This is a genomic window from Streptomyces spinosus (assembly GCF_020400655.1).
Classification (GTDB): Bacteria; Actinomycetota; Actinomycetes; order Streptomycetales; family Streptomycetaceae; genus Streptomyces; species Streptomyces argyrophylli.
On record NZ_JAINRC010000007.1, the window covers coordinates 304837 to 324797 of the forward strand.

Annotated in this window: 19 protein-coding genes; 8 read left to right on the plus strand and 11 right to left on the minus strand. The window is 74.2% G+C overall.

The genetic code is table 11. The features are described 5' to 3' along the window. Positions 1-68: 68 nt before the first annotated feature. The 3 genes from LG395_RS15920 to LG395_RS15930 all read left to right on the plus strand — a co-directional run bounded on the left by LG395_RS15920 (position 69) and on the right by LG395_RS15930 (position 4118). Positions 69-1295: a cytochrome P450 family protein gene (locus LG395_RS15920; RefSeq protein WP_171150373.1), complete on the plus strand. Its 1227-nt coding sequence runs from the start codon at positions 69-71 to the stop codon at positions 1293-1295. Positions 1296-1491: 196 nt separating this feature from the next. Next, entirely contained in the window at positions 1492-2481 is a 990-nt protein-coding gene (locus LG395_RS15925; RefSeq protein ID WP_225810185.1) for an aldo/keto reductase, read from the plus strand. 389 nt (positions 2482-2870) lie between these two features. Then, a complete protein-coding gene (locus LG395_RS15930; RefSeq protein WP_372463298.1) occupies positions 2871-4118 on the plus strand; it encodes an MFS transporter in 1248 nt (415 codons plus the stop codon). An 89-nt stretch (positions 4119-4207) separates the two neighbouring features. On the opposite strand, the gene LG395_RS15935 is transcribed toward LG395_RS15930, so the two are convergent. Genes LG395_RS15935 through LG395_RS15945 form a run of 3 tightly spaced genes read right to left on the minus strand, consistent with a single transcriptional unit; the run spans position 4208 to position 5897 of the window. Beyond that, complete coding sequence (locus LG395_RS15935; protein ID WP_171150376.1) at positions 4208-4939, minus strand: metallophosphoesterase family protein; 732 nt, start codon at positions 4937-4939, stop codon at positions 4208-4210. After that, on the minus strand, positions 4936-5214 hold the full coding sequence (locus LG395_RS15940) for a BON domain-containing protein (protein ID WP_225810187.1): 279 nt from the start codon (positions 5212-5214) through the stop codon (positions 4936-4938). The genes LG395_RS15935 and LG395_RS15940 overlap by 4 nt, the downstream gene beginning before the upstream one ends. Next, positions 5211-5897: a nucleotidyltransferase family protein gene (locus LG395_RS15945; protein ID WP_225810188.1), complete on the minus strand. Its 687-nt coding sequence runs from the start codon at positions 5895-5897 to the stop codon at positions 5211-5213. The genes LG395_RS15940 and LG395_RS15945 overlap by 4 nt, the downstream gene beginning before the upstream one ends. A 641-nt stretch (positions 5898-6538) precedes the next feature. On the opposite strand from LG395_RS15945, the gene LG395_RS15950 reads away from it, so the two are divergent. Then, on the plus strand, positions 6539-7681 hold the full coding sequence (locus tag LG395_RS15950) for a PP2C family protein-serine/threonine phosphatase (RefSeq protein WP_171150379.1): 1143 nt from the start codon (positions 6539-6541) through the stop codon (positions 7679-7681). Positions 7682-7913: 232 nt separating this feature from the next. Next, positions 7914-8672 carry an NPP1 family protein gene (locus LG395_RS15955; RefSeq protein WP_171150380.1) on the plus strand — a complete coding sequence of 253 codons (759 nt, stop codon included), beginning with the start codon at positions 7914-7916 and terminating at the stop codon, positions 8670-8672. Positions 8673-8774: 102 nt separating this feature from the next. Here LG395_RS15955 and LG395_RS15960 read toward each other — a convergent pair whose 3' ends face one another. From LG395_RS15960 to LG395_RS15975, 4 genes are all read right to left on the minus strand, one after another. Continuing rightward, positions 8775-9275: a hypothetical protein gene (locus tag LG395_RS15960; protein ID WP_171150381.1), complete on the minus strand. Its 501-nt coding sequence runs from the start codon at positions 9273-9275 to the stop codon at positions 8775-8777. Positions 9276-9384: 109 nt separating this feature from the next. After that, entirely contained in the window at positions 9385-9861 is a 477-nt protein-coding gene (locus tag LG395_RS15965) for an SRPBCC domain-containing protein (protein WP_225810189.1), read from the minus strand. A 97-nt stretch (positions 9862-9958) separates the two neighbouring features. Next, complete coding sequence (locus LG395_RS15970) at positions 9959-10774, minus strand: SAM-dependent methyltransferase (protein WP_171150383.1); 816 nt, start codon at positions 10772-10774, stop codon at positions 9959-9961. Between the two features lie 87 nt (positions 10775-10861). After that, on the minus strand, positions 10862-11737 hold the full coding sequence (locus tag LG395_RS15975; protein WP_225810190.1) for a Sco1979 family transcriptional regulator: 876 nt from the start codon (positions 11735-11737) through the stop codon (positions 10862-10864). 974 nt (positions 11738-12711) lie between these two features. Between LG395_RS15975 and LG395_RS15980 the strand changes: the two genes are divergently transcribed. Further along, positions 12712-13410: a GNAT family N-acetyltransferase gene (locus tag LG395_RS15980; protein WP_225810191.1), complete on the plus strand. Its 699-nt coding sequence runs from the start codon at positions 12712-12714 to the stop codon at positions 13408-13410. A gap of 270 nt (positions 13411-13680) precedes the next feature. Here the strand turns inward: LG395_RS15980 and LG395_RS15985 are convergent, their stop codons facing one another. Both LG395_RS15985 and LG395_RS15990 read right to left on the minus strand, forming a co-directional pair. After that, positions 13681-14391, minus strand: coding sequence for a lysophospholipid acyltransferase family protein (locus LG395_RS15985; protein ID WP_225810192.1), 711 nt, complete (start codon positions 14389-14391; stop codon positions 13681-13683). 721 nt (positions 14392-15112) lie between these two features. Next, a complete protein-coding gene (locus tag LG395_RS15990) occupies positions 15113-15571 on the minus strand; it encodes a flavodoxin family protein (RefSeq protein ID WP_225810193.1) in 459 nt (152 codons plus the stop codon). A gap of 172 nt (positions 15572-15743) precedes the next feature. Between LG395_RS15990 and LG395_RS15995 the strand changes: the two genes are divergently transcribed. Both LG395_RS15995 and LG395_RS16000 read left to right on the plus strand, forming a co-directional pair. After that, positions 15744-16385, plus strand: coding sequence for a class I SAM-dependent methyltransferase (locus LG395_RS15995; RefSeq protein WP_225810194.1), 642 nt, complete (start codon positions 15744-15746; stop codon positions 16383-16385). A gap of 84 nt (positions 16386-16469) precedes the next feature. Further along, entirely contained in the window at positions 16470-17183 is a 714-nt protein-coding gene (locus tag LG395_RS16000) for a lipoprotein (RefSeq protein WP_225810195.1), read from the plus strand. Here the strand turns inward: LG395_RS16000 and LG395_RS16005 are convergent. Both LG395_RS16005 and LG395_RS16010 read right to left on the minus strand, forming a co-directional pair. Next, on the minus strand, positions 17170-17826 hold the full coding sequence (locus LG395_RS16005; protein ID WP_225810196.1) for a GNAT family N-acetyltransferase: 657 nt from the start codon (positions 17824-17826) through the stop codon (positions 17170-17172). The two genes, LG395_RS16000 and LG395_RS16005, sit on opposite strands and share 14 nt — an antisense overlap. A gap of 92 nt (positions 17827-17918) precedes the next feature. Continuing rightward, complete coding sequence (locus LG395_RS16010) at positions 17919-19862, minus strand: DUF1996 domain-containing protein (RefSeq protein ID WP_225810240.1); 1944 nt, start codon at positions 19860-19862, stop codon at positions 17919-17921. Positions 19863-19961: the final 99 nt, after the last annotated feature.

Here is a 19961-nt window from a genome sequence, read left to right on the forward strand (position 1 = left end):
CCGGGGGCCGTCCCCGGGCGGGCGCCGTACCCGCCGTACCCGACCCCCGCCCTGGGAGGCACGTCACGATGACGACCGGTACCGAAGCACCCCGCATCGCCCTCGATCCCTTCGTCACCGACCTGGACGCCGAGAGCGCGGCGCTGCGCGCGGCCGGCCCGCTCGCCGCCGTGGAGCTCCCGGGCGGTGTCCCGGTGTGGGCCGTCACCCATCACGCCGAGGCCAAGGCGCTGCTCACCGACCCGCGGCTGGTGAAGGACATCAACGTCTGGGGCGCGTGGCGGCGCGGTGAGATACCCGCGGACTGGCCGCTGATCGGCCTCGCCAACCCGGGCCGCTCCATGCTCACGGTGGACGGCGCCGATCACCGCCGGATGCGCACCCTGGTCGCGCAGGCGCTCACCCCGCGCCGGGTGGAGCGAATGCGGGAGCGGATCGAGAAGCTCACCCAGGATCTGCTGGACGCGCTGCCCGCGGACGGCGGGACCGTCGACCTGAAGGCGGCCTTCGCCTACCCGCTGCCCATGTACGTCATCGCCGACCTCATGGGCATCGACGAGGGGCTGCTGCCCCGGCTGAAGGCGCTGTTCGAGAAGTTCTTCTCCACGCAGACCCCGCCGGAGGAGGTCGTCGCCACCCTCACCGAGCTGGCGCAGATCATGGCGCGGACGGTGTCGGCCAAGCGGGCCGCACCGGGCGACGACCTGACCAGCGCGCTGATCCTCGCCTCCGAGGACGGCGACCACCTCACCGACGAGGAGATCGTCTCCACCCTCCAGCTGATGGTCGCGGCGGGCCACGAGACCACGATCTCGCTGATCGTCAACGCCGTCGTGAACCTGTCCACCCATCCCGAACAGCGCGACCTGGTGCTGTCGGGCCGGGCCGACTGGTCCGCGGTCGTCGAGGAGACCCTCCGCTACTCCACCCCCACCTCCCACGTCCTGATCCGCTTCGCGACGGAGGACGTGCCGGTCGGCGACAAGGTGATCCCGGCCGGCGACGCGCTGATCGTGTCGTACGGCGCGATCGGCCGGGACGAGGGTGCGCACGGCCCGACCGCCGGGGAGTTCGACATCACCCGCGACACGCGGAACCGGCACATCTCCTTCGGCCACGGCCCGCACGTGTGCCCCGGCGCCGCCCTGTCCCGCCTCGAGGCGGGCGTCGCCCTGCCCGCGCTGTACGCCCGTTTCCCCGGCCTCGACCTGGCGGTCCCCGCGTCCGGGCTGCGCAACAAGCCCGTGGTCACGCAGAACGACCTGTACGAACTGCCGGTACGGCTGAATCCGTGACGCCGCGGAACACCGTCCCGTCCGGCACGGCTTGACTTCGAGAGCGCTCCAGCTCGTAGCGTCGCAGGGCGCCGGTGCGCGCGGCCCGGACCCGGCTCCCCCACGGGATGCCGGGTGCCGGATTCCGTCGCTAGATGGAAGAAGACCCTCGCGCCCGGAGTACGACCGACGAACGCACGAAAGGCTGTGACCCCACATGCACAAGCGCAGGCTGCGGGACCTTGAGGTATCGGCCATCGGACTCGGATGCATGGGGATGTCCGCCTTCTACGGCTCCGCCGACCAGGAGGAGGGCATCGCGACCATACGGCGCGCCCTGGAACTCGGCATCGACTTCCTCGACACCGCGCAGGTCTACGGGCCGCTCACCAACGAGTCGCTCGTCGGTGAGGCGATCAGGGGCCACCGCGACGAGTACGTCATCGCGACGAAGTTCAACTACCGGATGGACGACGCCGTCCCCGGCGACATGAGCACGGTCGGCCGCCAGGACGGCTCGGCCGAGCACGTGCGCAGTTCGGTGCACGGTTCGCTCCAGCGGCTCGGCACCGACCACATCGACCTGTACTACCAGCACCGGGTCGACCCGAACGTGCCCATCGAGGAGACGGTCGGCGCGCTGGGTGAGCTGGTCGCCGAGGGCAAGGTGCGGTACATCGGACTGAGCGAGGCGAGCGCGGAGACCATCCGGCGCGCGCACGCCGTGCACCCGGTCACCGCGGTGCAGAGCGAGTACTCGCTGTGGTCGCGGGACGTGGAGGCCGAGGTGCTGCCCACCTGCCGGGAGCTGGGCATCGGCTTTGTGCCGTACTCGCCGCTCGGCCGGGGTTTCCTCGCGGGCCGCTTCACCTCCCCCGACGAGCTGGACGAGAACGACTTCCGGCGCACGAACCCGCGCTTCACGGACGCCAATCTGGAGGCGAACCTGCGGCTGGCGGAGAAGGTGAGGGAGATCGCCGCCGAGAAGGACGTGACCCCGGCCCAGCTGGCCATCGCGTGGGTCCTCGCCCAGGGCGAGGACCTGGTGCCGATCCCGGGCACCAAGCGCCGCACGTACCTGGAGCAGAACGCCGCCGCGGTGGACATCGAGCTGACCGAGGACGACCTGGCCCGCATCGACGCGGAGCTGCCCGCGGCGGCGGGTGAGCGGTACGACGAGGCCGGGATGAGGACCGTCAACCGCTAGAGCACCCGACGGGGGACCCCACCCGGCGACCGGGCTGTCGCCGGGTTCCCCCTGTGCCTTCACGTATCAGGACGGACAGGGCGGAACGGGCCCTGTGAGGAACCCCACGCGCACTCCAACTCACCGCAGGCCGCTGCCGTTTGACGGAGGTCACCGGACGCCCGCGGACGGCGTGGCGCCGCCCGTGCCGTCCCGTCTGCCACCATGGTCGGCGCCCTGACCTGGCAGCCCCGGCCGTGCAGCGCTGCCGATCCGACGGGCTCGCCGGTCGTTCCGCTTTCCCGGTTGTCGAGTGTCCCGTCGTGTCTTCTGAGCCTGCCCAGCCCCCGTCGGCGTCCATCACCACCCCGGCCTCGCGTTCGCCGTGGCGTTCCCTCCGGCACCGGGGCATGCGCTGGTGGTCGGCCGCGAACTTCGTCTCCAACGCCGGCACGTGGATGCAGCTCACCGTGCAGAACCTGCTCGTGCTGCACATCACGGGCTCGGCCGCGGCCACCGGACTGTCCATGTCAGTCCAGGCGGCGCCCGCACTGTTCGTGAGCCTGCTCGGCGGCGCGGCCGTGGACCGCTGGCCCCGCAGGCTGACGGTCACGGTCAGCCAGGCCCTGCTCGGCGCGGTCGCCTTCACCACGGCGCTGCTCGTGTCGCTCGACCGGATCGACATGACGGCGCTGCTGGTGCTGTCCGGCGTGACCGGCCTGATCGCCACCGTCGACGGACCGGCCTGTGCCCTGCTCGGCAACGATCTGGTGCCCGTGGCGGACGTGCCGTCCGCGATCGGGGTGGGCGCGCTCGTGCACAGCGCGGGCCGGCTGGCCGGCACGGCCCTGGCCGGGGTCACCGTCGGTTTCCTCGGCACGTCCGCCGCGTACGCCGCGAACGGGCTGTCGTTCCTGTTCGTGGCCGCCGTGGTCCCGTTCCTGCGGCCGGTGCCCGGGGCCGCGGGGGAGCCGGCGGCCGGGGCGCGGGCGGTACCGGCCCGCGCGGGCATGACCGTACGGGAGGGCCTGTCCTTCTTCGCGCGCCGCCCCCGCCTGGTCGCGCTCGCGGGCATCACCGGCCTCAGCTCCGTCTTCGGCCGCAACTACGGCCTGACGCTCGCCGTCCTCGTCACCGGACCGCTGGCCGGCGGCGCCGGGGCGTTCGGCACGGTGTCCACGGTGCTCGCGGTCGGCGGCATCCTCGGCGCGGTCCTCGGCGCCCGGCTGCGCCGGCCGTCCGTGCGGACCGTGGGTCTGCTGGCGGCGGGGGGCGCGCTGCTCCAGGTGGTGGCGGGGCTCTCGCCGTCACTGGCCGTGCTGCTGGTCCTGGTGCTGCCGATGGCGATCGTGGAGTCCGTCTCCGACACCGCCGGCACGGCCGTCCTCCAGACCGATCCGCCGCCGCATCTGCGGGGCCGGGTGCTCGGCGTGTGGAGCAGCGTCGGCACGGTGTGGAGCCTCGGGGGTCCGCCGCTGCTGGGCCTGCTCATGGAGTGGGCCGGCGCACGCGGCGCGCTGGTGGCCGGCGGTCTGCTCATCGCCGGGCCGATCGGCGTGGGCCTGCTGCTGCGCCGCCGCCGCCAGCCGGTGCCGCTGGCCCTGCCCGCGAGGGACGGCGACGTCACGGGCCGCGAGGCGCTGAGCACGGCGGCGTAACGCTCCGGCGGGGCTGCGTGCGCCTCGCCGGCCGTGACGGCCCCGCCGGGCGCCGGGCGGCCTGCCCGGTCCCGGCTCCCCCGGTCGCGTCAGTCGTGCCGGCCGGGCAGGTGGTACACGTGGAACGCCTGGCCGATCACCGGCTGGGCGACGTTGCGTACGCGCACACCCCCGCTGGTCATGCCGTGCTCGGTGCCGGCGTGGGCGTGGCCGTGCACCGCCAGGTCGGCGCCGCCGGTGTCGATGGCCTCCGCGAGCAGGTAGCTGCCGAGGAAGGGGTAGATCTCCAGCGGCTCCCCGGCCAGGGTGTCCGCCACCGGCGAGAAGTGGGTCAGCGCGATCCGCACGTCGCAGTCCCACTCGTGCAGGTCCTTCAGGGCGCTGTGCAGGGCGTCGGCGCTCCGCCGGGTGTAGCGGACGAACTCCTTCATCAGCGGTTCGCCGAACTCCCCCGCGCAGCGGCCGACGAAGCCGCCGCCGAAGCCCTTGGTCCCGGCGACCCCGATGCGGGCGCCGTCGGCGGTGACGACGGCCGCCTGCCCCTCGAGGACGTGCGCGCCGGCGTCCCGGAGGATCGCGGTGACCTCCTCGGGCCGTTCGTCGTGGTGGTCGTGGTTGCCGAGCACGGCGACGACGGGCACCCCGAGGTCCTTGATCTCCCGGGCGACGATCGCGGCCTCCTCCGGCGTGCCGTGGCGGGTGAGGTCGCCGGCGAGCAGCAGGACGTCGGCGCACTCGGGCAGCGTTTCGAAGGAGGGCCGCAGGGTGCCCTGGCTCTCGGGGCCCATGTGGATGTCGCCCACGGCCGCGACGCGGATCATGTCAGGTCCTCTCCGTGGTCGGGCGAGGAGGTCCCGGCGATGAGCAGGTCGCTGTGGACCGGGTGCCCCGCCAGTTCCTCGCGGGCCATGCGCAGGATGTGGTCCCGGCACTGGGTGGACGGCACGGTGCCGGTGAGCAGGACGGTGTCGCCGCGCAGGTCGAGCCGTACGCCGAGTTCCGCGAGGTCGCCGGAGGCCAGGTGCTCGGCGAAGTGGGCGACGCGGTAGTCCAGACTCCCTGCCGCCGACGGGGGCGGCGGGCTCGCTTCGGTCATGACTGCCCCTCCTGGGCATCGATCACGTTCAGCCGTTCGAGCAGGAAGAGGAAGGCGGCCGGCATGGGCTCGCCGCCGCAGGTCGCGCGGACCTCGTCCCAGTCGACCTTCTCGCGGACCGCGCGGGCCACCGGCAGCACCGACCCGAAGTCGCAGTAGTGCTCGGAGAAGGCGCTGATCAGGCTGCGGATGAGGTCGGTCGGTGACAGGACCGGCATGAGCACCGAGTCGACCGGCAGGACGTGGGCCCGGTCGAGCATGTCCCGGGTGACGGGCCGGTGGGCCAGCGCGAAGATGATGTCGACGTTCTGCCCGTGGCAGGTGGTCTTCAGCAGCCAGTCCTCCGGTGGGGTCCGCACGGGCAGGCCGGCCTCGCTCAGTGCGGCGGCCACCGCCTCGGCGTCGTCGGGCAGGATGGCGAAGTCCGCGTCGTGCTGGAGGTAACGGCTGCCTCCGTGGGCGTAGACGGCCACGCTCCCGGCGAGCGCGAAGGGGTGGCCCGCGCGTTTGAGGAGCGAGCCGATCTCCTTCGTCGCCTCCAGGATCGCCTGGCTGCGGTCGTGCGGCAGTTGCGCCGGTTCCGGCGCGGACGAGAACTCCAGGTCGGGCCCGTCCGAGGCGAGGCGGAGTTCGGTGACATCCGGTCGCCGCAGGGATGCGGTGTCCTCCCCGTTGTGCGTCATGACCTCTCCATTCGGCACCCAGCTTCCCGGGACGGCCGGATCGGCCCCGGGGCCGGTACGGGTACCCGGCGCATCGCGAGCGACACGACGCCGCCGTAGGGCTTCACTCGTCCGATACCGGGGGCCGGGGTCGGCAGGGGCCGGGGAGGGGTCAGGCTGAGGGCGGGGAGGGGTGGGCCGGGGCACGGGCGGCCGGGGTGCCGGGGGCCGGGGAGGGGTGGGCCGGGGCCGGGGGGAGGGAGCAGCTGGGGGCGGGGAAGGGTCGGCCGGGGCACGTACGGCCGGCGATGCCCCGCGGGTGATCCCGCCTCGGCCGATCCCGCCCCCACGGCGGAGGCGGCCGAGACGGAGGCCGGCCGAAGCGGCACGGACCGAGGCGGGGTCACCCGCAAGGGATCATCCAGGCGGCGCCGGCCGGGACGGGCGCGGCCGGGGCGGCGGCACGCCGGGTGGGACCGTACGCGGGGGATCGCCCGCTCCGGGGGTCCCGGCGTGAGCTCGCCCGGGGCCCGGCCCGCCGGCTCGACGGCCGCCGGCCGGCCGGGCGGCGACGGCAGCCGCCGTGAGGCGGTAGGCGGCCTCGCTGGGCAGCGGCCATCGGTGAGTGGCCGGGCGACCAGGGCGGGAGCACGCTGGTAGGCATGGCACCCGAGGCCCCGCGCGTCCGCCTCCGGCAGCCGTGGCACTCGGCCCACGCGCTGCTGGCGCTCCCCGTCGTGCTGATCGTGGTGATCACGGTGGTGGACGTGCGGCTGCCCTGGGACATCCATCTCGGCCCGGCCCTGGTGATCGCGCCCGCGCTCACGCCGTCCTTCGCCGGCCCCCGGGCGACGGCGGGCGTCGGGGCGCTGGCGGTGGCCGCCCAGTTCCTCATCGGCGTCCACCGCGGCGGGCTCGTCACCACCAATCACATGGTGCAGCTCATCACCCTGGCGGTCCTCGTGGTGCTCACCGTCGTCTACAGCGCCCTGCGCGAGCGCCGGCAGGCCCAGCTGGCCCAGGTCCGCACGGTCGCCGAGGCCGCGCAGCACGTCCTGATGTGGCCGTTGCCCGAGCAGATCGGCCCGCTGCGGATCGCCTCGCTGTACCTGGCCGCCGAGGACGAGGCCCAGATCGGCGGCGATCTCTACGCGGCGACCGTGTCCGACGGCTCGGTCCGCCTCCTGATCGGTGACGTCCGCGGCAAGGGGCTGCCCGCCATCGGCGAGGCCGCGCTGCTGCTCGGCTCGTTCCGGGAGAGCGCCCACCGGCGCATCCCGCTGGCCGAGCTGGCGACCCGGCTGGACCAGAGCGTCAGCCGCTACGCGGCCGATCTGGAGAGTCCGGAGGAGGAGGGCGAGCGGTTCGCCACCGCGCTGCTCCTGGACATCCCGGAGCACGGCCCGGTCACCATGACCAGCTGCGGTCACCCGCCGCCGCTGCTGCTGAGCCCCGGCCACGTGGTGACCGTGCCGAGCCTGCACCCGGCTCCGCCGCTCGGGGTGCACGCGGCTGCCGAGCACACCCTGGACGTGTTCTCCTTCGAACCGGGCGACACGCTGCTGCTCTACACGGACGGGGTCATGGAGGCCCGGGACGAGCACGGCTGGTTCTATCCGCTCGCCGACCGGGTCGCGCGGTGGACCGAGGACAGCCCCGAGGCGCTGATGCACCACCTGCGGCGCGACCTGCTCGCCCACGCCGGCGGCCGGCTTGGCGACGACGCCGCGCTCATCGTCGTACACCGCACCCGTGTCGAGCGCCGCCGTCACCACGGCCGCGGTGAGATGGCCCGTCACGGGTGAGCCCCCGGCTCGGCCCCGCCGGCACGCGGTCCGGCCATCGGGCCGACCCGGGCCTTACCGAAGTAACCAGGGCGAACAGCTGACTTCCGGCCGATAGCGGTACGACGGCACCCCCGCGGGCGCCGTCCGCCGCCACGTTCAACCGGCCTTGTGGCAAAGTTCAGTTCGGAGGGTGGCCCCTCCTGCCGAGACGTTGCGAGAATCTGCGGCGCCTCGACAACAGGGAGCCCACGTGCGTCAGTTGACCTCCGCGCTCGCCGCCGCCCTCGGCGCGCTCGCCCTCGTCCTCAGCTCGCCCGGCACCGCGGGCGCCAGCGTCCTGCAACTGCTGCCGCAGAACGCCGACGGCCTGGAACAGACCTTCTCCCCCGCCTACGACTACGACGGGGACGGCTGCTACGCCACCGCCGCCATCGGCAGCGACGGCACCATCAACCCCGGCCTGAAGCTGGGCGGTGACGTCAACGGCCACTGCCACGACTACGCCCAGCTCGCCAACGCCAACACCTACTCGCGCGAGAAGTGCAACAACGGCTGGTGCGCGGTGATGTACGCCAGCTACTTCGAGAAGGACCAGGCGACCCTCGGGCCCGCCGCCATCGGGCACACCCACGACTGGGAGCACGTCGTGGTGTGGATCAAGGACGACACCGTCCAGTACGTCTCGGTGTCCCAGCACTCCGGTTACCAGGTGGCGGCCCGTTCCTCGGTGCGCTTCGACGGCACCCACCCGAAGATCGTGTACCACAAGGACGGCGTCTCGACCCACTGCTTCCGGTTCGCCAACACCAACGACGAGCCGCCGGAGAACGTGACGGGCGGCTGGTTCTACCCGCGGCTGGTCGGGTGGAACGGCTATCCGGCGGGCTACCGCGAGAAGCTGCTGAGCGCGGACTTCGGCGCGGCCACCATCAAGATCGACGACGGTGACTTCCAGTACGCGCTGGCGCACTCCATGCCGTCGGGCATCCCCTTCGACCCCAACGCCTGACCCCGGACGCACAGGCCGGCACCGCGGGTGCGTCCGGCCGGCCGGTGGGCGCGGGCCCCGCTCCGAATGGGGCGGGGCGGGACCCGTGCCCGGTGCCCCGGGTCAGCCGGCCGGCTTCAGGTCGGTGATCTTCAGGGTCTTCAGGTCGGACCGTACGTCGATCCGGCTGACCTGCGGGTGCGGCCCGTCCCCCCAGGTGAGCGTGACCCTGCTGGTGGCGTGACCGGCGCCGGAGCCGGTGTAGGCCACCTTCCACTTCACCGGCACGTTCTGCGCGAAGAGGATGCCGTCGGCGTGTTCCCTCTTCTCGAAGGCGGCGACCTTCTTCTGCGCGGCGGCGGTGAGGTAGAAGCCGCGCAGCGCCTTGGCGCCGGCCGCGGCGGTGGGGTCGTCGGTGGCCCAGACGGCGTCGATGTAGGCGCCGTAGAAGTCGGCCACGTGCTGGGTGACGTTCCGCGGGTCGCCCTGTGCGGACGACACGGCGGCGGCACGGGTGGTGCCGTTCGCGGAGGCCCCCGCCAGGGCGGGCGTGACGGCGGCCAGGGTGAGGCCGGCCGTCAGGGCCGCGGCGGTGAGCAGGGTCTTACGGCTGCGCATGGACATGTGTCCCATTCCCCCGGTTTCTTCGCGACCGGTCCGATCCCGGTCGTCGACAGCCCTTAAGACCGCTTTTCCCGCGCCCCGGTTCCGTTTTCCACACCGCTCTTTCCGGTCATTTCCCGTGCGGGGGCTCCGGACCTTCGACGAGCCTGGCGAGGTTGTCCAGGGCCATGCGGGTGCCCCGTTCGTTGTCCTCGGGCGGGATCGCGTCCGGGACGCCCTCGTGCCGGATCTCCACGTCCGTGCCGCCGTCGGCCGCGGTGAGCGTCGTCGTCATGGTCATCGTGGAGCGCAGGGCGTCGTCGCCGGTCTCAAAGGCGAAGACCTCGACGACCAGGGCGCCTTGCACCAGTCGGGCGAAGTGCCCCCGGTAGGTGTCCGTGCGCCCGCCGGACTTCCCGGCGCCGGCCGGGCCGTCGTAGGTGAGGGAGATCCGGAAGGTTCCGCCCTCACGGGCGTCGAAGGCGTGCACGTGGGCGGTCATGCCGGCCGGGACCCGCCAGGCCGCGACCGCCTCGGGGTCGGTCAGGGCCCGGTAGACGGTGTGCGGGGGTGCCGCCACGTGCCGGGTGACGCGGGTGGTGTACATGGGGCTCACGGTAGCGGCCGGCGCCCGCCCGGGCCGTCGTACGACGGAAGGCGGGGCCGAGGTCCGGGAGGTGGGTCGGACCCCGGCCCCGGGTCTGTCACGGCTTGCGGGCGACCGCGCCGTACATCGCGATGTCCTCGTCCCGGATGCCCTGTTCGCCGTTTCCGTCGGGGTGCCACTTGTGCACCTGGACGATGCCGGGCTCGACCAGGTCCAGGCCCGTGAAGAACGTGCGGGCCTCCTCCAGGGTGCGCAGCCGCATCGGCATGTTGCGGGCCGCGTACTCGCGGGCGACCCGGCCCACCTCCTCGGGCGCGAACTCGGCGGTGCCGATCGACATCGCGAGGTGGCTGCCGGACGGTAGCGGCTCCAGCAGCCGTCGTACGACGCCCACCGCGTCGTCGGCGTCGAGCATGAAGTGGACGATCGCGATGACGGTGAGGGCGACGGGCCGGCTCAGGTCCAGGGTCTCGCGCAGCTCGGGTGCGTCCAGGATGGCCGCCGGGTCACGGAAGTCGGCCTCGATGTAGGCGGTCCGGCCCTCGGGGGCGCTGGCCAGCAGGCCCTGGGAGAGGGTGAGCACGATCGGGTCGTTGTCGACGTAGACGACCCGGGACTCGGGGGCCACGGCCTGGGCGATCTCGTGCAGGTTCGGCGAGGTCGGGATGCCGGTGCCGATGTCCAGGAACTGGCGCATGCCCGCCTCCTGGGCGAGCCAGCGCACGGCACGGTTCATGAAGTCGCGGTTGGCCCGCATGTGCACTGGGAGCGCGGGCCACTCCCGGGACATGGCGTCGCCCGCCTCCTTGTCGGCGGGGTAGTAGTCCTTGCCGCCGAGTATGTAGTCGTAGATGCGGGCGGAGTGGGCGTTCTCGGTGTCGATCCGGTCGGCCGGCCATCCGTTGTCGGGCAACGCCGTGTCTCCCATTCGGTCAGGTGGGGCTCGGGGCTTCGCGTCAGCAGGTACGAGGGCGGGGCGGGCGGGCGGTCTCGGGGCGGGTCACCACTCCTTGCGCAGTGCGGCGAGCAGGGTCTCGGTCTTCCGGGCGGACGCCGCCTGGGCGCTGAGCCGGTCCAGGGCCTCCCGGTAGACCACGACCTCGTCGGCCTTGTCGAGGTAGACGGCCCCGAGGAGGCCGCTGAGATAGGCGATGTCGGGCAGTTCGCGGGCCCGGAACCGGAAGAGGTGGAACGCGCCGGCCGACAGCGCGGGGTGCGGGCCGTTGGCGAACGGCATGAGCTGCACGGTGACCTGGGGCAGCCGGCTGACCTCGATGAGGTGGTCGATCTGCGCGCGCATCACCCCGGGGCCGCCGACCGGCCAGCGCAGCGCGGTCTCGTCCATCACCACCCACAGCCGTGGCGGTGTGGCTCTGGTCAGCAGTTCCTGGCGGCGCATGCGCAGGGCGACGCGGCGCTCGGCGACCTCGGCGGCGAGGTGCGGGCCGGCCGTGGTGAGCAGGGCGCGGGCGTAGTCCTCGGTCTGCAGCAGGCCGTGCACGAACTGGTTCTCGTACGCCCGGATGTGCAGGGCCGCCTGTTCCAGGCTGAGGTAGGCGGCGAACCAGTCGGGCATGACGTCGCGGTAGGTGTGCCACCAGCCGGGCTTGTTGGCCTCGCGCACGGACTGCAGGAAGGTGTCGATCTCCTGCTGGTCGGTGACGCCGTAGACCTGGAGGAGTTTCTCGGCGTCCGCGAGCCGCAGCCGGGACACCTTGGCGGCCTCCATGCGGCGGATCGTGGAGTGGCTGACCCCGATGGCGGCGCCCGCGTCGGCGTAGCTGAGGCCGGCCCGGGTGCGCAGTTCCTCCAGTCGTCTGCCGAGGATCATGCGCAGCACGGACGGGGCGCCGCCCCAGTCTGTCTCCGCGGTCACGCCCACCCCCTCGTCAGGTCCCAGGACACCTTCGCACGCGCTCGGTGCGCGCCGCCCATTCGATCACGTTCCGGCCGATGCAGCATGCACTTCGCCGCCTGCAAATTTCAACCTGTCGGTTGCGGAGCGTGGTGGGCGGGTGCCAGAGTGGACGCGCTGCTCCGGCCGACCCGCGGAGCAGGCGACGCTGCCGGTCCGGGGAGGCAGGCCGCCGCCACGGCCTGCCGCCAGGCGGTGGCACGTCTGTTGCCCGAGCGGCCGGCCGACGCCCGCACCCTCACCCGCGAGGCCGGACGAAAGGCGCACGGCGATGGCTCCGTCCTCCTCCCACCGGCGGTTCCCCCGACCGGCCGGCCGGGACAGACGGCTCGCGGTGCGGGAACGGCCGTCGTCCTCGTCGGCGACGGCGTCGCGCCGGCCGCCGGCCCCGGCCGGCGCCCCCGACCACCCGGAGGCGAGCGCCCTGGTCGACTCCCTGGGCCCCATGGCCCCGACCACCTCGCCTCCGGGGCCGCACGTCCCGCCCCCGCCTCCTGCCGAAGCGCACCGCCACGGGCGGTGAGGTCCGCGCCGTGGGAGAGGCCCCACCGACCCCGCGCGCCGCACCGCCCCCGGACCATCCCCCACTCGTCCGAAGGAAAGCCATGCACCACACCCCCACCCCCACCCCCACCCTGGCCGCCGACCCGTCCTGGACCCGCACCCGCCCCAAGCCCGGTTCCCAGGAGCAGGCCGGCTGACGCGAGCGGCAGGCCGCCCAGGCGACGGCACCCCGGCCTCCGGGCTCCCGGCGCGCGTTCGTGAAGGACGGCGTCCTGGCCGCGCTCGGCGCCGGTGTCTTCGGGCGGCGGTTCCCCGGCAGGGCCCGCCACGGGACGGGCCGCGTGCGGCCGGGACCGGGTACGGCGCCCCGGCCGCGACCCGCTAGATTCACCGCCGGTGCGGAGCGTCCGTGCTCTCGGTGGGCCGGTGCCGTGTCCGCCGTGCGTGCCGGGATGCGGGGTCTCATGGGCTGGTCGCTGTTCCGCCGTGGCCGGATCGCGTCGGGGCTCGAGGTGCCGGGGCGGTGCACGCCCGGGCGGCATGTCCTGGGCACCGAGCGGCTGTTGCTGTTCACCCCGCGCACCCGCCTGGACGTGGCCGCGGTGCTCGCCGCGAGCGCCGACGCGGAGGCGCAACGGTGGCTCGGCACCAAGGCGGACGAGGTGCTGCCCGACCCCGCCGTCCGCCGGGCCCTGCTGGCCTGGCGGCCCGCCGGGGAGGACGGCCGCCCGATCCCGCGCGAGCTGGCGGAACCGTTCACACCCGGCCCGGACGACCCGCTCCTGCTGGTCTGCGTGCGCCGGTCCGGCCTCGGTTACGCCGGCGCTCTCGAACTGCACCACCTGACGGGCGAGATGGGCGGCTGGCTGGCGCCGGCCTGCCGTGGCCAGGGTCTGGGCGCGGAGCTGTTCCGCGCCGGCCTGGAACTGGCCCACACCCACCTCGGACTGGCCACGGTACGGGCCGGAGCCGAGCCCGCGAACGCCGCGAGCCGGCGCGCCCTGACCCGCGCGGGCCTCGTTCCCGACCCGGGGCCGCGCCGCCACACGCTGCCCGACGGCCGCGTGGTGGACGCCGTCTGGCACCGGCACGACACCGGGACGCCGACGCGCTGCGGCGAGCGTCGGTAAATGTCCCGGCGGCGCCCGGCCACCCGGTCCGGGTTCGGCGACCGTACGTCGTAGGCCCGGCCGGACCGGCCGGACCGGCCGGCAGGGCCGGGTCACCGCGACTCGTCCGGTCCGGGTCGGACGGGGGCGCCACCCGGATGCGCGGTGATGACACCGGCCCCGGTGAGGAAACAGGACCCCTGCCCGGCCCACTGCCCACCGATTCCCCCCCCCCGTGCCGTGGCCCCGGACCGATCGTCCCCGTTCCCCCCGCCCGTCCTGCCGCGCTCCTCAGGGCCCGTGCTGCCCGTCGGCGTCGGCCCTGTCCTCCCCCTCGGGCCCCTCCTCCGCCGTTCCGCCCTCCAGGGCGCTGACGGCGGTCGACCACGCCTGGGCGAGTGCGGTTTCCAGGTCGTCCAGCGGGTGGTCCGACGTGTCCAGCCGTAGGGCGGGGCCGATGTGCACGTGGACGCGGGGGCGGCGTACGGGCGCGGTGGCCCAGCCGGCGAGCTGCTTGACGAGGCTGCCGGAGGAGACCCCGCGGGCGCCCGCGTGCCCGACCGGCAGCACCGGGACGCCCGTGGACAGCGCGAGGCGTACCACGCCGGACTTCAGGCGTCCGGGCGGCCGGTCGTGGGAGGCGCGGTAGCGGGGCAGGCCCCCCTCGGGGTAGACGAGCACACCGCGCCCGGCCGCGAGGGCGTCCGCGGCGCCCCGGAGGGCGTCCGCGGCGCGCCGGCCGCCCCGGTGGACGGGTACGTGGCCCTCCCGGGTGAGGGCCGGGCCCAGCAGGGGCACCCGCCACAGCCCGGCGGTGGCCAGTACGGCGGGGCGCAGGCCGAGCCGGTGCAGGACGCCGACGAGCAGGACCGGGTCGAAGAACGAGGTGTGGTTGGCGGCGAGGACGTATCCCGTGCCGGACGGCCGCACCAGGTGCCGGGTGCCGCTCACGTCGGTGTCGCTGAAGACGGGCACCAGGGCCCCGGCCCATGCGGACAGCATCGGGCCCTCCTCTCCGCTGTTTCTCCCCCGTGCCGGTCAGCACCGGCACCGCGCTCGCACGCACGGCCATTCTGCCCCGGATGCCTGTTTGGCGTGCGGTGTCCACAGGCCGCCGGGTGAACAGCCGTCGTGGGCCTCCTCAGCGCGTACGACGCGATACCGCAGGCCGACCACCCGCGGCGGGTGGCCGTGCCGCGCACGGCCATGGCGGCCGGCATGACGGCCCTCTTCGCCGGGTTGCGCGCGCCGGCCGGTGCCGGGCACGCGGGTGGACCGACGACGAGGTGCCGGAGGAGGTGACCGCGCCGTGCCCCCGTCACCCGAACGCCCGGAGGTCCGCGGCCCGCGCTGCCCGGCACCGCACCCCGGGAGGGCTCGCGCTGCGCCCCGGCCGCCCGCTCACCCTTGTGGTGGGCCACTTGGCCGTCCTGGCACCGGGATGTACGGGCTGCCGGTCACGCGCGTCACGGCCGGCCGCCACCGCCACTCCACCCCGTCCGGTGACGAGGCGAGTGGCCGGGCACCGGCGTCATCACCAGTACGCCGACCGGGCGGGCGGGCAGGCAGGCGGCGGGTGGACCACTCCCGGGACGGGCCGCTGGTGGCGCTGCGGGCCTTCGGCGCGGGCCGGCACGACCTGACCCGCGTCGACCCCGGCGGCGCCCGGCGGGGCGGGCCGCGCGGCCGGCCGGCGCTCACGCGGCCGCACGGGCGGGGCGGCTCAGGCGCCGGGCATCAGGCCCGCCGCCACCGTGGCCCCCAGCTCCCAGCACGCCTGGACGTCGGCCTTGCCCGGTTCGCCGGTGACGGTCACCGGCTCGGCCGCCCGGCGCCAGCCGAGGCCGGTGGTGACGGTCCCGACGGCGCGGACGGCACCGGTGACGTCGTTGCCGCCGTGGACGTAGAAGCCGAAGGGGCGGCCCCGGGTCTCGTCCAGGCACGGGTAGTAGATCTGGTCGAAGAAGTGCTTGAGGGCACCGGACATGTAGCCGAGGTTGGCGGGTGTGCCGAGCAGGTAGCCGTCGGCTTCGAGCACGTCGGAGGCGGTGGCCGACAGGGCCGCCCGGCGGACGACGCGCACGTCCTCGATCCCGGGTGTCGTGGCGCCCGAGACGACGGCCTCGAACAGGGCCTGGCAGTTCGGTGAGGGGGTGTGATGGACGATCAGCAGGGTAGGCACATGCGGCACCCTGCCGTGCGCGTGGCGTCCCTCGCAAACGGCCGCTCCGCGGCGCGTTCGCGAGGCAGACCTCGAGGCGCGGTCCGACACGCGGCTCACGGCGCAGTTCGAGGCCGCGCGACCGGCTCGCCCGGAGGGGGCGCGCGGCCGGACCGAGACAGGAGGATCAGTCGTGGCCGACGAGGACCGCAGGGCACCGGCCGCCGTGGTGTTCGACGCGCTGGGGCTCGCCTACGAGCAGGCGTTCGCCGGCTCTGCGGGGCACCGGGCGTCGCTGCGCCGGCTGGTGGAACGGCTGGCGCCGGGCAGCACGGTGCTGGACGTGGGCAGCGGGACGGGCCGCCCGACCGCGCAGGCACTGACCGAGGCCGGACACCGCGTACTGGGCATCGACATCTCACCGGTCATGGTCGACCTGGCCGCGCGGCAGGTGCCCGGGGCCGAGTTCCGGCTCGCCGACATCCGGCAGACGCCGCTGCCAAAGGACTCGTTCGACGCCGCGTGCGCGTACTTCTCGCTGTTGCAGATGTCCCGCGCCGAGCAGGCGGCCGTCGTGGCGAAACTGGCCCGTGCGGTACGGCCCGGCGGCTTCGTCGCGCTGGCCACCGTGCCGCTGGACCTGGAGGACGCCGAGGGTCTCTTCATGGGGCAGCCGGTCCGGGTCACGAGCTTCGCCGCGGAGGCGTTCATCGAACTGGTCCGCGGCGCGGGCCTGACGGTCCTCGCGCAGGAGCAGATCCTGTTCACCCCGAGCGCCCCCGAGGCGGGACCCGAACCGCATCTCTTCCTGCACTGCGTGCGCGAGCCCGGGTGAGGGGCAGCCGGTGGACCGCATCGCGGCCGGCGTTGTCGGTGCCCTCGGTTACAGTGACGCCTCTGAACCGAAGGGGAGGCAACAGTGCAGGTCGGGGTGGGGACCGTCGGAGGCCGCATCGTCGTGGCGGCGGCGCTCGCCGCGGTGCTCGGCGGGTGCGCCGGGTCCGCGGACGGTGACGGGGGGAAATCCGCGAGCGCGTCGGCGAGCGCGCGGGGCGCGGCGGCCGGGGACACGGGCGCGAAGGGCGCGGCGGCGCCCCGCGGCGGCACGATCGGCGCGGCCGGCTCGGCCTGCGAACTGCCCGTCAGCTTCGACGTCGCCCGGCACTGGAAGGCCAAGTCGATAGACGCCGACAAGGAGTCGGCCACGTCGTCGAAGGGCGAGGACGGCGACCTCGGAGCGGCGCTCGCCGACGCCTTCCTCCGGCAGGGCCCGGTCACGGCCGCGTGTGAGATCGACGCCAAGCCGGCCGGCAACATCGGCTTCCTGCGGGTGTGGAAGGGCAAGGCCGGCGACGCGGACGCGGGCGGTGTGCTGCGCGCGTTCGTCGCCGCCGAGGACAACGTCAGCAAGGCGAGGTACCACTCCTTCAGGACCGGCGGTGGCGTCTCCGCGGTCGAGGTCGAGTACCTGTACACGAGCAAGCTGCTGGACGAGACGAAGAAGGAGAGCGCCTTCGCCGTCAGCACGCCCGACGGACCGGTCGTGCTGCACCTCGGGGGCATGGACACCCGGGAGCACGAGGAGATGCGGCCTGCTTACGACCTCGCCAAGCAGACGCTCAAGCTGAGTTGAGGTCCGCCGCCCGCTCCCGCGCCGTGGCCCGGCCCAGATAGGTGAGGGGGCCCGGGTCGGCGACCGGGATCTCGTGGAAGCCGACCCGGTCGTAGAAGGCGCGGGCGGCGGTGTTGGCGGTGACCATGCCGAGGTGGACCGCCCGGACGCCCTGTCCGCTCAGGGCGTCCAGGAAGGTGTGCAGCAGGCGGCGGCCGTGACCCTGCCCCTGCCAGGGCGGCAGCAGGTCGATGTGCAGGTGGGCGGGGTAGGCGGCGAGTTCGGGGACGATCATCCGCTCCGGGTGGTGCAGGAGGCTGATCATCTCCTCGGTGGGCGTGCGGGGCGGCGCGACGGGCTTCGGATAGCGACCGGCCAGCCGGGGGATCCAGCTGCGCCGGAAGTCCTTCACGAAGCGTTCGGTGTCGGCCGTACCGACGATGTATCCCACGGCCCGGCCCGTACCGTCGTCCAGGACGAAGGCGAGGTCCGGGTCGAAGTGGCAGTACGGCTCGGCGAAGAGCGACGGCATCAGGCGCAGGTCGGGGTAAAGGGCCCTGGAGTCGCCCCCGTTGTGCGCGGTGCGGACACAGACGTCGGCCACCGCGTCGCGGTCGGCGGGACGGTAGGGCCGTATCAGCGGTTTCGGGTCGAGGGACGGCATGAGCCCATCCTCGCGTCTTGGGAGCGCTCCCACAAGGGGTTTGGCGCACGGCGGCGACCGCCTCGGAGGGGGCCGCCGCCGTACGCGAACGGTCAGTAGCGCATGCGCCTGGCCCGGAGCAGCATGAACAGACCCGACAGCGCGAGCAGCGTGCCGATCGCCGCGGGCCACAGCTGGGCGCCCGTCTCCGCCAGACCGCCCCGGCTCGCCTGGGGTCCGCTCCCCGCGGCCACCGGCGGGGCGTACGCGGCGGCGGTGGCGGTGGCGGTGGCGGCCTCACCCTGCGCTGTGGCGGTGGCGGACGGGGCCGGCGCCGAACGCGCCGGCGTGGACCGGGGTTCGGCGGACGCGGCAGGTGCCGCCTTGTCGTCCGTGTCGTGCTTGGTGGTGCGGGCGGGTGACGTCGTCGCGTCGTGCCGTGGCACCTCACCGGCCCGGGACGCCGACGGCGCGGGCGGGGAGGTGACACTCCCGTCGCCGTCCTCGGCGGAGCCGTCGCCCGGCGCGGCCGTGGCGCTCGGACTCGCCGTGGGCGTCGGCGTCGTGGCGGAGTCGTCGTCACCCGAGGGGCCGCAGCTGCGGCCGGAGTTGATGCAGTCGACCATCTCGCGCATCAGCTTCTCGTCGAAGACGTTGATGAAGTCGCCGTGGTCGGTGACGGGCTTGTGCAGCTGCTCGGGGAAGGAGTCCACCGCGAACAGCGGGACGGTACGGCCGCCGTCCGCGAGGCTCGGCGCGTCGACGTCGTAGACGATGCGCTGCACCAGCTGCGGAATGGGCGCGAAGCCCGCCGGGCAGGAGCCGTCGGCGGCCGTGAACGCCACGTGGGTGCGGTGGTTGGCGCTGTCGATGTTGCGGCCGTCCCAGCAGCTCTGGAAGCGGAAGGTGCGCACCACGTCGCTGCCCGGCGGGCACAGCGGGTACTTGTCCTTCAGCTGCCGGTCCTCGTGACCGGTGCAGCTCCAGGACGCGTTCGCGTTGCCGGGGCCGTTGACGAAGGCCTTGGCGTCGCCCGTGATGATGCGCAGCAGGCGCGGCATGGCGGTGACCTTGCCGCGCGGGTTGCCCACGAAGGTCAGCGTGACCTGCTTGGGCGTCACGATCCGGCCCGCGTTGCCCTCCGTGCCGCCGCCCGGCGCGCCGGCGTCCCGCTCCTGGGTGCCGTTCTGCAGCCGCAGCACCGGCCAGTAGTACGCCGACTTGTCGCCCTGGTCCGCACAGCTCGTGCCGGCCTCGGCCAGGTCCTCGTCGCTCGCGAAGGCGTTGTTGCCCTGGTTGCCGACGTAGTCGTGGAAGTGGTGGGCGCCGTTGGAGACGCCGGGGGCGACGATGACGTTGTCGGAGTTGAAAAGGCCGCCCGCGTTGACCCCGCACTCGGAGGTGAACGTGCCGCGCGAGGCGTCGGCCTGCGGCGGCGGGGCCGGCGCCTCGGGCGGTACGGAGGTGATGTCCGCGTAGTCCGAGACGACGGGCCCGTTGCCGCCCTGACCGGCACCGTTCTGCCCTTGGCCGCCGCCGTTCTGCCCTTGCGCGCCGCCGCCTTGGTCCGCGCCGGCACCGCCCTGCTCCTGACCGGTGCCGCCCTGCCGGCCGCCGTCGGCCGGCGCGCCGGTGGCCTGACCGTCGTCGCCGGGGCGCAGGGTGCAGGCGGCCAGCTCGTCCAGGCCCTGCGGGCGTTCCCCCGACCGGCCGATGGCGTCGGCGATCCGTCCGATGGACTCCGACCGCTTCTCTTCCAGCGGCTTCATGATGGTTTCCCCGGCGGAACCGGTGTCCTCGCCACCGGCCCGCCCCGCCTGCTGCACCTGCTGGTACGCCGCCGCGATCTGCCGGTCCAGCGCGGCGAGTTCACGGTCGACCTCGGGACGGGCCGCGTCCGGAACGGCCGTCAGCCGGCCGCCGACGTCGGGGCAGTCGATGGTCGCCATGCCCGAGGACAGGACGCGCCCGGAGGCGTCCGTACCGGAGCCGTCGCCCCAGCCCTCGGTGGCGGAGGCGTAGACGTTCGCCCCGACGAGCCCGGCTCCCCCGAGCATCAGGGCGACCGCGGCGAGGGTCGCGCGTCGTGCGCCGGTCGGGCGTCTGCGCCTGTTGCGTACCAAGGTCGTCCCCTGTGTGATCGCCGGTGGTCTGAC

Excerpts from the sequence above, each read along its gene's own strand:
- LG395_RS15950 (WP_171150379.1), top strand. The coding sequence starts at position 6,539 with ATGGCACCCGAGGCCCCGCGCGTCCGCCTCCGGCAGCCGTGGCACTCG.
- LG395_RS15985 (WP_225810192.1), bottom strand. The coding sequence starts at position 14,391 with ATGCTGTCCGCATGGGCCGGGGCCCTGGTGCCCGTCTTCAGCGACACC.
- LG395_RS16010 (WP_225810240.1), bottom strand. The coding sequence starts at position 19,862 with ATGCTCGGGGGAGCCGGGCTCGTCGGGGCGAACGTCTACGCCTCCGCC.
- LG395_RS15960 (WP_171150381.1), bottom strand. The coding sequence starts at position 9,275 with ATGTCCATGCGCAGCCGTAAGACCCTGCTCACCGCCGCGGCCCTGACG.
- LG395_RS15925 (WP_225810185.1), top strand. The coding sequence starts at position 1,492 with ATGCACAAGCGCAGGCTGCGGGACCTTGAGGTATCGGCCATCGGACTC.
- LG395_RS16005 (WP_225810196.1), bottom strand. The coding sequence starts at position 17,826 with ATGCCGTCCCTCGACCCGAAACCGCTGATACGGCCCTACCGTCCCGCC.
- LG395_RS15965 (WP_225810189.1), bottom strand. The coding sequence starts at position 9,861 with ATGTACACCACCCGCGTCACCCGGCACGTGGCGGCACCCCCGCACACC.
- LG395_RS15945 (WP_225810188.1), bottom strand. The coding sequence starts at position 5,897 with ATGACGCACAACGGGGAGGACACCGCATCCCTGCGGCGACCGGATGTC.
- LG395_RS15935 (WP_171150376.1), bottom strand. The coding sequence starts at position 4,939 with ATGATCCGCGTCGCGGCCGTGGGCGACATCCACATGGGCCCCGAGAGC.
- LG395_RS15940 (WP_225810187.1), bottom strand. The coding sequence starts at position 5,214 with ATGACCGAAGCGAGCCCGCCGCCCCCGTCGGCGGCAGGGAGTCTGGAC.
- LG395_RS15920 (WP_171150373.1), top strand. The coding sequence starts at position 69 with ATGACGACCGGTACCGAAGCACCCCGCATCGCCCTCGATCCCTTCGTC.
- LG395_RS15930 (WP_372463298.1), top strand. The coding sequence starts at position 2,871 with ATGCGCTGGTGGTCGGCCGCGAACTTCGTCTCCAACGCCGGCACGTGG.